The following is a 13,043-nucleotide window of genomic DNA, read 5'->3' as shown; positions in this document are numbered from 1 at the left end:
TATTTTTAAGCTATGCTGCTGCTGTCTATTGCGCTGCATAGTAACGCATTGATTATTAAGTAATGAGGCTTCAACATGATACCTGTCGTTGCGCTGGTCGGGCGCCCGAATGTCGGTAAATCCACCTTGTTTAACCGTTTAACACAGACGCGCGATGCGCTGGTGGCGGATTTCCCCGGGCTAACGCGAGACCGCAAGTATGGTCGTGCTGAAGTTGAGGGCAACGAATTTATTATCGTCGATACCGGGGGTATTGACGGGACGGAGGATGGCGTTGAAACGCGTATGGCCGGTCAGTCGCTGCTGGCGATCGAAGAGGCCGATATCGTGCTGTTTATGGTCGATGCTCGTGCCGGCCTGATGCCTGCCGATCAGGGGATTGCTCAGCACCTGCGTAATCGCCAGAAGGCGACGTTTCTGGTTGCCAACAAAACCGATGGCATGGATCCGGACACCGCGACGGCAGATTTCTATTCCTTGGGCCTGGGCGACGTCTATGCGATTGCCGCTTCCCATGGCCGTGGCGTCACGCAGCTGATTGAACACGTGCTGGTGCCGTTCATTCCGGCAAAACCGGAAGAAGTCGAGCTGACCGAAGAAGAAGCCAATGCCGCCTATTGGGCCGAGCAGAGCGGTGAGCTGGAAGAGGGTGAATATGAAGATCCGGAAGATGACTTCAACCCGCAGGATCTGCCGATCAAGCTGGCGATCGTTGGCCGCCCTAACGTAGGTAAGTCGACGCTCACTAACCGTATCCTCGGCGAAGAGCGTGTCGTTGTGTTTGACATGCCAGGCACGACCCGCGACAGCATTTACATTCCGATGGTGCGTGACGAGCGTGAATACGTGCTGATCGACACCGCCGGGGTGCGCAAGCGCGGCAAAGTTACCGAAACCGTAGAGAAATTCTCGGTGATCAAAACGCTGCAGGCGATCGAAGATGCCAACGTAGTGTTGTTGGTGATCGACGCCCGCGAAGGCATTTCCGATCAGGATCTGTCGCTGCTGGGCTTTATCCTCAATAGTGGGCGCTCACTGGTGATTGCGGTCAACAAGTGGGATGGCATGAGTGAGGAAGATCGCGATCACGTGAAAGAGATGCTCGATCTGCGTTTGGGCTTTGTCGATTTTGCGCGTGTGCACTTTATCTCTGCGCTGCACGGCAGCGGTGTGGGTAACCTGTTCGAATCTGTGAACGAAGCCTATGAGTGTGCTACTCGTCGCGTAAATACCTCGATGCTGACCAAGATCATGCAGATGGCTGCCGAAGACCACCAGCCGCCGTTGGTGCGTGGCCGCCGCGTGAAGCTCAAATACGCGCACGCAGGGGGTTATAACCCGCCTATCGTGGTGATCCACGGTAACCAGGTATCCGATCTGGCCGACTCCTACAAACGTTACCTGATGAACTACTTCCGTCGTTCACTCAAGGTGATGGGGACGCCGATCCGCATCCAGTTCAAAGAGGGCGAGAACCCGTTTGCGGGTAAGCGCAATACCTTGACGCCAAACCAGATGCGCAAGCGCAAGCGCTTGATGAGCCACCTGAAGAAGTCAAAATAACAATCGTAGGGCGTGGAATTGATACCGCGCCCTATTTTTATCCAGCTTAAACCGTTCTATTATCTGCCAATCTCACTTCTTCACCGACCCTGCAAAGGAACCTCATGTCCTGGGAAACCTGGAGTTTTGCCTTTAGCGTCACCGTACCCAACTTATTGATGATGCTGCTGGGGATCCTGCTGCGCCACTGGCGGCTGATGGACGACCGCTTTATCGATGGGGCCACCAAACTGGTCTTTAATCTGGCGCTGCCCTGCTTGTTGTTCTTCAGCATCGCCACCAACCATCCGCAACTGCGCGATAATTTTGCTCTGGTGATCTACGGTGCGGTAGGGACGATAGCGACCTTCTTGCTACTGGAGATCGCGGCCAAGTGGCTGGTGAAAGAGCCACGCGAGCGTGGCGTGTTTGTACAGGGAGGGTTCCGGGCGAATACCGCGATTGTTGGTCTGGCTTATGCTATGACTGCCTACGGCGATGAGGGCGTCGCGATTGCCTCGCTGTATCTGACCGTGACGGTGATCCTGTTTAACGTGCTGTCGGTCATCACCCTGACGCGCAGCCTGCAAGGCGGCAACGGGCAGAAGATCAAACATTTGTCATTGCTGCGCAGTATCGTGACTAATCCGCTGATCTTGGGGCTGCTGAGTGGCCTGGCCTATGCGCAGACCGGGTTGGGGATTGCGCCAGTGCTCAAGCAGACCGGCAGCTATATCTCAGGCCTGTCATTACCGTTGGCCTTGCTGTGTACCGGGGCCAGCCTCGATCTGCGGGCAATGTTCCGCTCTTCCAACGTCGCGGCGTTGTCTTCGTCGGCTAAACTGTTTTTGGTGCCGGTGTTGATGACGTTTGGGGGTTGGCTTTGCGGTTTCGAGGGCGCTACGCTCGGCATTATTTTTATGTTCTCTGCGACGCCAACCGCCTCCGGCAGCTATGTGATGACGCGTGCCATGGGGGGCAACGCGACGTTGGCCGCCAATATTATTGCGATCACCACCGTGGGATCCTTCTTTACCACCGCGTTGGGGATCTCTTTCTTACGCTCGTGGGGCGTGATTTAAACCAGGAGGAAAGATGGACGCCTTATGTCCGGTTTGTGCCCAGCCGATGAGCTGGGTGAATGGCCACTATCATTGTGACGACTGCAACAGCGATTACCGGCAGCTTGCCGAGTGCCCCGACTGCGGGCAACCGTTGCAAGAACTGAAAGCCTGTGGCGCCGTGGATTATCTCTGCCAGCATGGCCATGGGCTGATCTCCAAAAAGCGGGTGAAGTTCAGCTATCAACCGGTGGAATGACCTTATGCATCATAGAGCCGGTGGTCGTGCGTGCTGACCGCTGGCGACACCTTGTTTTGGCTGAGCCGCTTTACCGATGCCCGAACCGCTAAACGCCCATGCAACAGCATATTGCTGGGTGGCGCATCCGGGCGCAGCATACGGCGCTGCAACAGCGCTATGGCCTCTGCACCCAGCTCATCACGAGGAACGTGAACCGAGGTTAGCGGCACGTCGTGGATCTCCGCCAGATTAAAACCATCCGTACTCATCACCGAAATATGCCCCGGCACGCTGATGTGCATTTTCTTTAGCGCATTGACGGCACCCACCGCCATATAATCCCCCCCTGCCAGGATCGCCGTTGGCAATTGTGCCCGATCGGTAACGCCGTTGATAAAGGCTGTGATGGCCTGCTCGGCTTCTTCGCTGCCAAAACCTGAGGTGGTGACCAGATGCTGGCGGTCATCGAAGGGAATATTATGCCGCACATAGGCTTGTTTGATCCCCGCCAGCCGCAGCTCCATGGTGTTGCGCCGTAGACATTGCAGATTGAGGATACGGCTGTGGCCCTGTTGCAACAGATAGTTGGCGGAATACTCCCCAATCAGCTGATGGTCGGGGGAAACGCTGTCTAACCGCATCTGGCGATCGGTGCAGTTAATCAGAATGCAGGGTTTGTTCAGATCGGCGGCCAGCGTATGGATATGCTCGTCATCAATGCCGATGATCAGCACGGCTTCGGTTAACGGATCGCCCATCTTTTCCAAAAACAGCACGCTGTCGCTGTGTTGCTCCTCCAACCCGCAGTAGCGGATCCTCACATCATGTTGCGCCAGTGCGGTGGTGATCCCCTGGATCACCTTGTAGTAGAAAATATCGGTGCGGACATCAAAGGCGCGCTGTGGGGCAAATACCATCACGTTGTTCAACATCAGCCTGCCGTTGGAAAGCCCCTGCAAGATACCGTTTTGCTGCGCGCAAGCCAGCACCCGTTGCCGCGCCTCGGCGCTGGTGTTGGCTTTTCCTGCCAACACGCGTGAAACGGTGCTGATCGAAAGCCCGGTTTGGCGCGCAATTTCCTGTATTTTCAGCTTTCCGTTCATTTTGTGATCTCCTTCAAATTTGGTCGTGAGAATATTTTCACGGCGTATGTCTTCCTTTCAGACGGCTTTCTATGGCTATAACGGCGAAAATTTAGCTGGTGTATGAAAATTTTTGCAAATTTCGCCATTTCACTTGCACTCTCCGCTGGTTAGTCTGCCTTGGTACACCAATTTTATAGATTTATCAGTCCAATTTATTGGATGGAATACAAGTAAAACAACATTAAATCATAGGGTTGTCGCAGCATTGACGTTGTATTTGTGGCCGACGTCACAAATAACGCTGTTAACACCTCCGTTAGCAAGAGTTGCCCTACCAAAAAGGCGTATGGTCGCCACGGAGATCAAGATGAGTGTAGAAATCAATCAAACGGTCGTCGCCAGCAGTCGCCGTAAATTCAAATCGTTGCGCTGGTGGATGTTGGCCCTGTTCCTGTTAGGCGTCACGGTTAACTACATTACCCGCAACTCGCTGGGTATTCTGGCACCTGAGCTGAAAACCAGCCTCAACATGACCACCGAGCAATATTCTTGGGTGGTGGCGTCCTTCCAACTGGCTTATACCCTGTTCCAACCGATCTGCGGCTGGCTGATAGACGTCATTGGTTTGAAGATGGGGTTTCTGGTTTGTGCCAGCATCTGGGCGGTGGTGTGCATGATGCATGCTGGCGCGGGCAGTTGGTTGCAACTGGCGATCCTGCGTTTCTTCATGGGCGCAGCTGAAGCGGCGGCTACCCCGGCTAACGCTAAAGCCATTTCTGACTGGTTCCCGAAAAAAGAACGGCCGATTGCCGCTGGCTGGGCAGGGGTTGGCTTCTCGATCGGCGCGATGTTGGCTCCGCCGATCATTGTGATTGCCCATGTGTCCTTCGGCTGGCAGGGGGCATTTCTGTTCTCCGGTGCCTTGGCGCTGATCTGGGTGGTTTTGTGGTGGGTGTTTTACCACTCGCCGCAACAGCATCCGAACCTGAGCCAAAAGGAGTTTGACCTGATCAACGAGGACAATGAACCGGTACTGCCGAAGCTGCCGTTCTTTAAATCGTTGGCGATCCTGTGCAAAAACAAAAAATTCTACGGCATCGCCATCCCTGCGTTTCTGGCTGAACCGGCATGGGCGGTGTTCAGCTTCTGGGTGCCGCTGTATCTGGCCACCGAGCGCGGCATGGATCTCAAACAGATCGCCATGTTTGCTTGGCTGCCGTTCCTGGCAGCGGATATCGGCAGCGTCGCCAGTGGTTATCTCACTACGCTGTATCGCAAATGGTTCGGCTGTTCACGGGTGAACTCGGTGGTGGCCAGCTCGGTGACCGGAGCCTTCATGATGGTATCGCTGGCGTTTGTCGCGATCACCAAAGACCCCTACATCGCGATCGCGCTGATCTCCATTGGTGGCTTTGGCCACCAGGTGATCTCCTGCATGTTGAGCGCGCTGGTGGTGGAATCCTTCGATAAAAACCAGATGGCGACGGTGAACGGTATGCGCGGCTCCAGCGCCTGGATCGCCAGTTTCCTGTTCACGCTGTTGATTGGTGCCGTTTCCGACACCGTCGGCTTCAACCCGCTCTTCGTCGCCATGGGCTTCTTCGATCTGATTGGTGCGATGTTCCTGATCGGTTTGATCGCCGAGCGCGGCAAAAAACCTTCACCTACTGTTTAAGTTGGATAATTATGAAAACGTTAAAAAACTGGACGCTGGCTGGGCAATACGCCGACCGTGTTGAACTGCTGGTGGATGAGCAACACCTGTTCTGCCTTTACGTGCTGGAAAGCAATCTGTTCCGCGTGCTGATCAAACGCCACGGCGAACTGGCACTGGATCGTACCTGGAGTATCGCTCCGCAGGAGGATGTGCCTTGGGAAGGGCGGGATCGCCTCAGCGTCGCCGGTTTTGGTCTGCCGGGCTATCAACTTGGCCAGCAGGCAGACCGTTTGACAGTAGCGACTCCGCAGTTGCGCGTGACGATACATCAGCCGCTATGGCTGGAATGGGAATATTGCAATGCGGCGGGGGAATGGCTACCACTGGCTGCGGATCGCCCAACCAGTGCCTATCTGCTTAATGCGCACGGTGACGGCGTGGCGCACTATCAGCGCCGCCATCAGTGCGAACGTTACTATGGGCTAGGTGAAAAAACGGGCGATCTGGAGCGTACCGGCCGCCGCTTTGAAATGCGTAACCTGGACGCGATGGGTTACAACGCCGCCAGCACCGATCCGCTTTATAAACATATCCCGTTTACTATCACGCGCCGGGAAGAGGTCAGCTTTGGCCTGTTTTATGACAACCTGAGCAGTTGCTGGCTGGATCTTGGGAATGAGATCGACAACTATCACCTGGCCTATCGCCGCTATCAGGCCGAGGCGGGCGATCTGGATTACTATCTGTTCCTGGGGCCAAGGGTGCTCGACGTCACCAAGGCCTTCGTGCGTCTGACCGGTAAAACCCATTTTGGGCCGAAGTGGAGCCTGGGGTACAGCGGCTCGACGATGCACTACACCGACGCACCGGATGCCCAGCAGCAGTTGCAGCAGTTTATCCAGCTGTGCCGCCAGCACGCCATCCCGTGCGATTCGTTTCAGCTCTCTTCCGGCTATACCTCGATCAATAACAAACGCTACGTCTTCAACTGGAACTACGACAAGGTGCCGCAGCCTAAACAGCTTAGCCAAGCCTTTCACGATGCTGGGCTGAAGCTGGCGGCGAATATCAAACCCTGTCTGTTGCAGGATCATCCCAAATATCAGCAGGTGGCGGAACTAGGCTTGTTTATCCGCGATTCGCAGAGCGACGGCCCAGAACGTTCCAGCTTCTGGGATGACGAAGGTTCGCATCTCGACTTTACCAACCCGGCAGCGGTGCGCTGGTGGCAGCAGGGGGTGACGGAGCAACTGCTGGAAATGGGGATTGATTCCACCTGGAATGACAACAACGAGTATGAAGTGTGGGATGGTGAAGCGCGTTGCCATGGCTTCGGCAAGCCGATTGCCATCAAGCATATTCGCCCGGTGATGCCGTTGCTGATGATGCGTGCCTCACTTGAAGCACAGCAGCGTTTTGCGCCGAACTTGCGGCCTTATTTGATCTCGCGTTCTGGCTGCGCCGGTATGCAGCGTTATGTGCAAACCTGGAGTGGCGACAACCGCACCAGTTGGCAAACCTTGCGCTATAACACCCGAATGGGGGTGGGGATGAGCCTGTCCGGGCTGTTTAACGTTGGGCATGACGTGGGCGGTTTCTCCGGCGATAAGCCAGACGCGGAGCTGTTGGTGCGTTGGGTACAAAACGGAGTAATGCACCCGCGCTTTACCATTCATTCCTGGAATGATGATGCTACCGTCAATGAACCCTGGATGTACCCGGCGGCGACGCCGATGATCCGAGATGCCATCAACCTGCGTTATCGCCTCATGCCATACTTCTACACGCTACTTTGGCAGGCAAGCCATGATGATGAGCCGATGCTGCGGCCAACCTTCCTCGATCATGAGCACGATGAGCGCACCTTCGGTGAGACCGATGATTTCCTGATTGGCCGCGACCTGCTGGTGGCCAGCGTGGTGGATCAGGGGCTGCGCCAGCGTGAAGTCTACCTGCCGGATAACGTTGATGGTTGGTATTGCTTCTATAGCGGCCAATGGTACAGCGGTGGTCAGAGTATTGTGCTAGAGGCACCGCTGGAACGCTTGCCGTTACTGGTACGCGCTGGGGCCGGGCTCCCGATGTCACAACGGTTGGGGCATGTAGACAATGCGGCAGACGATCGCCGGGAACTGCGGCTGTTCCCCACCAAGGGCTGCGGATGGTCCTCAGGCCTGCTGTTTGAAGACGATGGGGAAAGCCATCGCTGGCAGCAGAATAATGCGCTGTGGCTCCGCTGGGAGGCGGTGAGTGACAATCAGCGCATCGAGCTGACCTTCACCCACGAGGGGCATTTCAAACCGACGTGGCAGGTGCTGAACATTGTGCTGCCAGCAGGTGAGACTCGCGAGCTGTGGGTGAACGGGGTTTGCCGGGATACTTTTGTGCTGTAATTAATGTCATATCCCAACCCTCTGCAGAGGGTTGGGGAAGTATCAAACTGGATGAAGCTTTGCGTGGGATTGGTTATCATTAATACACTGCTATCCAGGTAGCCTTACGCTACGCAATTAGGATACGCTGATCCGTGAGTTGGCCAGTCGTGCGCCATCGCATGAGGAGGAATTGATGACTATTGCAGAATATCTTGAGCAAAAAGGACGGCTAGAAGGCAAACTTGAGGAAGCAGTGAAAATAGCTCGTTCCATGCTGGAGAACGGTTTCGAACGCACCATGGTAATGAAACTGACCGGCCTTTCCGCAGAAGAAGTCGATCAGCTCTGCCACTAACCGCTATTCCACCACGCGTTTCTTACGCGGCTTTTTTGCCACGGTGACGGTTTTGACTTCGCTCTCCACCCAGCCATCCTGCAGGCGGGTTTTCAGCATTTCCCCAACCTGTGCCTGTTTGGTGGTTTTCAGTAACTCACCCTGTGGCGTCTGCGTTACGCTATAGCCGCGAGCCAGGGTTGCCAGCGGGCTAACCGCCTCCAACTGACTACAGGCGACGCCAAAGCGTTGGCGATAGCCATTGAGTTGCCGCTCCATCCCTTGCTGCAATCGGTATTCCTGCTGCTGAACACGCTGCTGCAAGCGGTGGATGCGGCCCATCGGCTGTACCTGCGCCAGGCGCTGCTGCACGCGTTCACTGCGGCGAGAAGATAGCCGTAATTGCTGCTGCATCCCATCTTCCAAACGGCGCTGTAGCTTGAATAACAGCGTTTGCTGCCGAGCTAGCCGCAGGTGTGGATGCTGCTGTTGCAGACGGTGGTTGATGCGGGTGAACTGCTGCTGGCGCTGCGCCAGATAATAGTCCATCGCCATTTCCAGCCGCTGTTGCTGTGACTGCAATTGGCGCAACAGCTCAAGCTGATTACGGCTGACCAACTCTGCGGCCGCGGAAGGGGTAGGTGCCCGCAGGTCGGCAACAAAGTCGGCAATGGTGACGTCTGTTTCATGGCCGACGGCGCTGACGATCGGGATACGGCTGGCAAAAATTGCCTTCGCGACGCGTTCGTCGTTAAAGCTCCATAAATCTTCTAACGAGCCACCGCCGCGCCCGACGATCAGCACATCGCACTCATCACGGCGGTTGGCGGTTTCGATCGCGCGAACGATCTGCAACGGTGCTTCTGCACCTTGCACGGACGTGGGATAAATCACGATCGGCAGTGAAGGATCCCGCCGCTGTAGCACCTGCAAAATATCGTGCAGCGCTGCGCCGCTGGCGGAGGTGATCACCCCAACGCATTTGGCCGGGCTTGGCAAGGGTTGTTTGAACTGCTGATCAAATAAACCTTCGGCCGCCAGGCGCTGTTTTAACTGTTCGAATTGTTGTTGCAGCAGGCCGTCACCGGCAGGCTGCATGCTTTCGGCGATCAGTTGGTAATCACCACGTGGTTCATACAGGGTGATGCTGGCACGTACCAGAACCTGCTGGCCATTTTGTGGGCGAAAGGTGGTGCGGCGGTTGCTGTTGCGGAACATCGCGCAACGCACCTGGGCACGGTCATCTTTCAGCGTGAAATACCAGTGACCGGAGGAGGGCTGGGAGAAGTTGGAGATCTCGGCGGAGAGCCAAATCTGCCCCATTTCCATTTCCAGCAGCTGTCGAACCGTCTGATTGAGGCGGCTTACGGTAAAAATGGACGGTGAAGTAGGTAGTGACATGTGACCCAGATCAAATTTCAAAACAAGCACTTAATTGGTCGATATTACAGCTCGGCGAAAGGTAATCAAGAGTTTTTGTAAGAAAGTGCTGGAGGCAACCGATTACGCTCTGTATAATGCCACGGCAATATTTTATCTTTTCCGCATCCACCTTGGTGAGATATTGCCCATGCTACGTATTGTAAAAGAAGCTCTAACGTTTGATGACGTTCTCCTGGTTCCAGCCCACTCCACAGTTCTGCCTAATACCGCAGATCTTGGCACCCAACTGACCAAATCTATCCGCCTGAATATCCCTATGCTGTCCGCAGCCATGGATACCGTAACCGAATCCAACCTGGCCATTGCGCTAGCGCAGGAAGGCGGTCTGGGCTTCATTCACAAAAACATGTCCATTGAGCGCCAGGCGGAAGAAGTTCGCCGGGTGAAAAAACATGAAAGCGGCGTGGTCACGGACCCACAGGCCGTTACACCTTCCACCACGTTGGCAGAAGTGAAAGAGTTAACCGCGCGTAACGGCTTTGCCGGTTACCCGGTTGTGACCGAAGAAAACGAACTGGTGGGGATCATTACCGGCCGTGACGTGCGCTTCGTAACCGATCTGACTCAGCCTGTCACCGCAGTGATGACGCCAAAAGAGCGCCTGGTCACCGTCAAGGAAGGCGAAGCGCGTGAAGTTGTGCTGCAAAAAATGCACGAAAAACGCGTCGAAAAAGCGCTGGTGGTGGACGACAGCTTCCACCTGCTGGGCATGATCACCGTCAAAGACTTCCAGAAAGCAGAGCGCAAACCTAACGCCTGTAAAGATGAGCATGGCCGTCTGCGCGTAGGCGCTGCGGTAGGTGCCGGTGCCGGTAACGAAGAGCGTGTTGATGCGCTGGTCGCTGCTGGTGTTGACGTACTGCTCATCGACTCTTCACACGGCCATTCCGAAGGCGTGTTACAGCGCATCCGTGAAACCCGTGCCAAATACCCAGACCTGCAAATCCTTGGCGGCAACGTCGCGACCGGGGCTGGTGCCAAAGCCCTGATGGAAGCTGGCGTAAGCGCGGTGAAAGTCGGTATCGGTCCTGGCTCTATCTGTACGACTCGTATCGTAACCGGCGTGGGTGTTCCGCAGATCACCGCTATCGCCGATGCGGTCGAAGCGCTGGAAGGAACAGGTATCCCAGTTATCGCTGACGGTGGTATCCGCTTCTCTGGCGATATCGCCAAAGCGATTGCTGCCGGTGCGTCTTGCGTGATGGTTGGTTCAATGCTGGCGGGGACGGAAGAATCTCCGGGCGAAATCGAGCTGTATCAGGGCCGTTCGTTCAAATCTTACCGTGGGATGGGGTCTCTGGGCGCGATGTCCAAAGGTTCCTCGGACCGTTACTTCCAGACCGATAACGCCGCTGATAAACTGGTGCCGGAAGGTATCGAAGGCCGTGTGGCCTACAAAGGCATGCTGAAGGCGATTGTACATCAGCAGATGGGCGGCCTGCGTTCCTGCATGGGCCTGACCGGCTGTGCGACCATCGATGAACTGCGTACCAAAGCCGAGTTTGTGCGCATCAGCGGTGCCGGGATTCAAGAAAGCCATGTGCATGACGTGACCATCACCAAAGAATCACCAAACTACCGCATGGGCTAATGCTTTAACCTCTCTCCTGCGGGAGAGGGGCAGGGATGAGGGCAGCCTCTCATCCCAAATACCCTTTTTGCTCTTTTTCTCTGTTGCTGGAATTTGCCTCACATGACAAAAAATATTCATAAGCATCGCATCCTGATCCTGGATTTCGGTTCACAATACACCCAACTGATTGCCCGCCGCGTGCGTGAGATCGGTGTTTACTGTGAGCTGTGGGCCTGGGACGTCAGCGAAGAGCAGATCCGCGAATTCAATCCAAGCGGCATCATTCTCTCCGGTAGCCCGGAAAGCACCACCGAACTGAACAGCCCGCGTGCGCCAGAGTATGTCTTCACCGCTGGTGTACCGGTATTGGGCGTGTGCTACGGCATGCAGACCATGGCGATGCAACTGGGCGGCCATGTACAGGGTTCTACCGAGCGTGAGTTTGGTTATGCGCAGGTGGAAATCACCCAGGCAAGCGCCCTGATCCGCGATATCGAAGACGCTATCAGCCCGGCAGGCAAACCGGTATTAGACGTGTGGATGAGCCACGGCGATAAAGTTACCGCTATTCCGTCAGATTTCGTCACCGTTGCCAGTACCGATACCTGCCCGTTTGCCATTATGGCCAACGAGGAAAAACGCTTCTACGGCGTACAGTTCCATCCTGAAGTCACCCATACCCGCCAAGGCCAGCGTATCCTGGAGCGTTTCGTACTGGATATCTGTGGTTGTGAAGCGCTGTGGACGCCTGCCACTATCATTGAAGATGCCGTTGCGCGTATTCGTGAGCAGGTCGGTGAAGATCACGTGATCCTCGGCCTGTCTGGCGGTGTGGACTCATCCGTTACCGCCATGCTGCTGCACCGTGCCATTGGCAAGCGCTTGACCTGCGTATTCGTAGATAACGGCCTGCTGCGCCTGAACGAAGCTGACCAAGTGTTGGAAATGTTCGGTGACCACTTCGGCCTGAACATCGTGCACGTGGCGGCAGAGAACCGTTTCCTGAGCGCGCTGGCGGGTGTTGATGAGCCAGAAGCCAAGCGTAAGATCATTGGCCGCGTCTTTGTCGAAGTGTTCGACGAAGAAGCCTGCAAGCAGAGCGCCGTGAAGTGGCTGGCTCAGGGCACCATCTACCCGGATGTGATCGAGTCTGCTGCTTCGGCTACCGGCAAAGCGCACGTGATCAAATCGCACCACAACGTCGGTGGCCTGCCGAAAGAGATGAAGCTGGGGCTGGTGGAACCGCTGAAAGAGCTGTTCAAAGACGAAGTGCGCAAGATTGGTCTGGAGCTGGGCCTGCCGTACGACATGCTGTACCGTCACCCGTTCCCTGGGCCAGGTCTGGGCGTGCGCGTATTGGGCGAAGTGAAGAAAGAGTACTGTGATCTGCTGCGCCGTGCCGATGCGATCTTCATCGAAGAGCTGCACAAAGCCGATCTGTACAACAAGGTCAGCCAGGCGTTCACCGTGTTCCTGCCGGTGCGTTCCGTTGGCGTGATGGGTGATGGCCGTAAATACGATTGGGTTGTCTCTCTGCGTGCGGTAGAAACCATCGACTTTATGACCGCGCATTGGGCACACCTGCCGTACGATTTCCTTGGCCGTGTTTCCAACCGTATCATCAACGAAGTCAACGGTATTTCCCGTGTGGTTTATGATATCAGCGGGAAGCCACCGGCGACGATCGAGTGGGAATGATTCAGTCGATTTCCTCCCTGCACTGAAGCATTTA

General features: G+C 55.6%; 10 protein-coding genes. 8 read left to right on the top strand and 2 right to left on the bottom strand.

What is annotated here, in order from left to right:
* Positions 1–75 precede the first annotated feature (75 nt).
* From der to N6G83_RS26835, 3 genes are all read left to right on the top strand, one after another.
* Entirely contained in the window at positions 76–1,563 is a 1,488-nt protein-coding gene (gene der, locus N6G83_RS26845) for a ribosome biogenesis GTPase Der (RefSeq protein ID WP_024526997.1), read from the top strand.
* Positions 1,564–1,667: 104 nt separating this feature from the next.
* The gene (locus N6G83_RS26840; RefSeq protein WP_021178844.1) at positions 1,668–2,624 is read left to right on the top strand and encodes an AEC family transporter; all 957 of its coding nucleotides are present in this window, start codon (positions 1,668–1,670) and stop codon (positions 2,622–2,624) included.
* Between the two features lie 13 nt (positions 2,625–2,637).
* Positions 2,638–2,862 (top strand): zinc ribbon domain-containing protein, encoded by a 225-nt coding sequence (locus N6G83_RS26835; protein ID WP_021807182.1) that lies wholly within the window; start codon positions 2,638–2,640, stop codon positions 2,860–2,862.
* A 2-nt stretch (positions 2,863–2,864) separates the two neighbouring features.
* Here N6G83_RS26835 and N6G83_RS26830 read toward each other — a convergent pair whose 3' ends face one another.
* On the bottom strand, positions 2,865–3,947 hold the full coding sequence (locus N6G83_RS26830) for a LacI family DNA-binding transcriptional regulator (RefSeq protein WP_211134436.1): 1,083 nt from the start codon (positions 3,945–3,947) through the stop codon (positions 2,865–2,867).
* Between the two features lie 349 nt (positions 3,948–4,296).
* On the opposite strand from N6G83_RS26830, the gene N6G83_RS26825 reads away from it, so the two are divergent.
* From N6G83_RS26825 to N6G83_RS26815, 3 genes are all read left to right on the top strand, one after another.
* Positions 4,297–5,604, top strand: coding sequence for an MFS transporter (locus N6G83_RS26825; RefSeq protein WP_024484230.1), 1,308 nt, complete (start codon positions 4,297–4,299; stop codon positions 5,602–5,604).
* Positions 5,605–5,615: 11 nt separating this feature from the next.
* Complete coding sequence (locus N6G83_RS26820) at positions 5,616–7,979, top strand: TIM-barrel domain-containing protein (RefSeq protein ID WP_211134435.1); 2,364 nt, start codon at positions 5,616–5,618, stop codon at positions 7,977–7,979.
* Positions 7,980–8,154: 175 nt separating this feature from the next.
* Positions 8,155–8,316: a hypothetical protein gene (locus tag N6G83_RS26815; protein WP_158006244.1), complete on the top strand. Its 162-nt coding sequence runs from the start codon at positions 8,155–8,157 to the stop codon at positions 8,314–8,316.
* A gap of 3 nt (positions 8,317–8,319) precedes the next feature.
* On the opposite strand, the gene xseA is transcribed toward N6G83_RS26815, so the two are convergent.
* Positions 8,320–9,696, bottom strand: coding sequence for an exodeoxyribonuclease VII large subunit (gene xseA / locus N6G83_RS26810; RefSeq protein WP_021178839.1), 1,377 nt, complete (start codon positions 9,694–9,696; stop codon positions 8,320–8,322).
* A gap of 169 nt (positions 9,697–9,865) precedes the next feature.
* Between xseA and guaB the strand changes: the two genes are divergently transcribed.
* The gene (guaB, locus tag N6G83_RS26805) at positions 9,866–11,329 is read left to right on the top strand and encodes an IMP dehydrogenase (protein ID WP_037411907.1); all 1,464 of its coding nucleotides are present in this window, start codon (positions 9,866–9,868) and stop codon (positions 11,327–11,329) included.
* 102 nt (positions 11,330–11,431) lie between these two features.
* Positions 11,432–13,009, top strand: coding sequence for a glutamine-hydrolyzing GMP synthase (gene guaA / locus N6G83_RS26800; protein WP_024527003.1), 1,578 nt, complete (start codon positions 11,432–11,434; stop codon positions 13,007–13,009).
* The last annotated feature ends 34 nt before the right edge of the window (positions 13,010–13,043 follow it).

The organism is Serratia sp. PL7 (genome assembly GCF_945957435.1).
Note: the sequence above shows the minus strand (reverse complement) of the source record. Positions and strands in the feature narration are given on the sequence as shown.

Bases quoted from the DNA above. Each gene is read 5' to 3' on its own strand.
- der (WP_024526997.1), top strand. From the start codon at position 76: ATGATACCTGTCGTTGCGCTGGTCGGGCGCCCGAATGTCGGTAAATCC.
- N6G83_RS26840 (WP_021178844.1), top strand. From the start codon at position 1,668: ATGTCCTGGGAAACCTGGAGTTTTGCCTTTAGCGTCACCGTACCCAAC.
- N6G83_RS26835 (WP_021807182.1), top strand. From the start codon at position 2,638: ATGGACGCCTTATGTCCGGTTTGTGCCCAGCCGATGAGCTGGGTGAAT.
- N6G83_RS26830 (WP_211134436.1), bottom strand. From the start codon at position 3,947: ATGAACGGAAAGCTGAAAATACAGGAAATTGCGCGCCAAACCGGGCTT.
- N6G83_RS26825 (WP_024484230.1), top strand. From the start codon at position 4,297: ATGAGTGTAGAAATCAATCAAACGGTCGTCGCCAGCAGTCGCCGTAAA.
- N6G83_RS26820 (WP_211134435.1), top strand. From the start codon at position 5,616: ATGAAAACGTTAAAAAACTGGACGCTGGCTGGGCAATACGCCGACCGT.
- N6G83_RS26815 (WP_158006244.1), top strand. From the start codon at position 8,155: ATGACTATTGCAGAATATCTTGAGCAAAAAGGACGGCTAGAAGGCAAA.
- xseA (WP_021178839.1), bottom strand. From the start codon at position 9,696: ATGTCACTACCTACTTCACCGTCCATTTTTACCGTAAGCCGCCTCAAT.
- guaB (WP_037411907.1), top strand. From the start codon at position 9,866: ATGCTACGTATTGTAAAAGAAGCTCTAACGTTTGATGACGTTCTCCTG.
- guaA (WP_024527003.1), top strand. From the start codon at position 11,432: ATGACAAAAAATATTCATAAGCATCGCATCCTGATCCTGGATTTCGGT.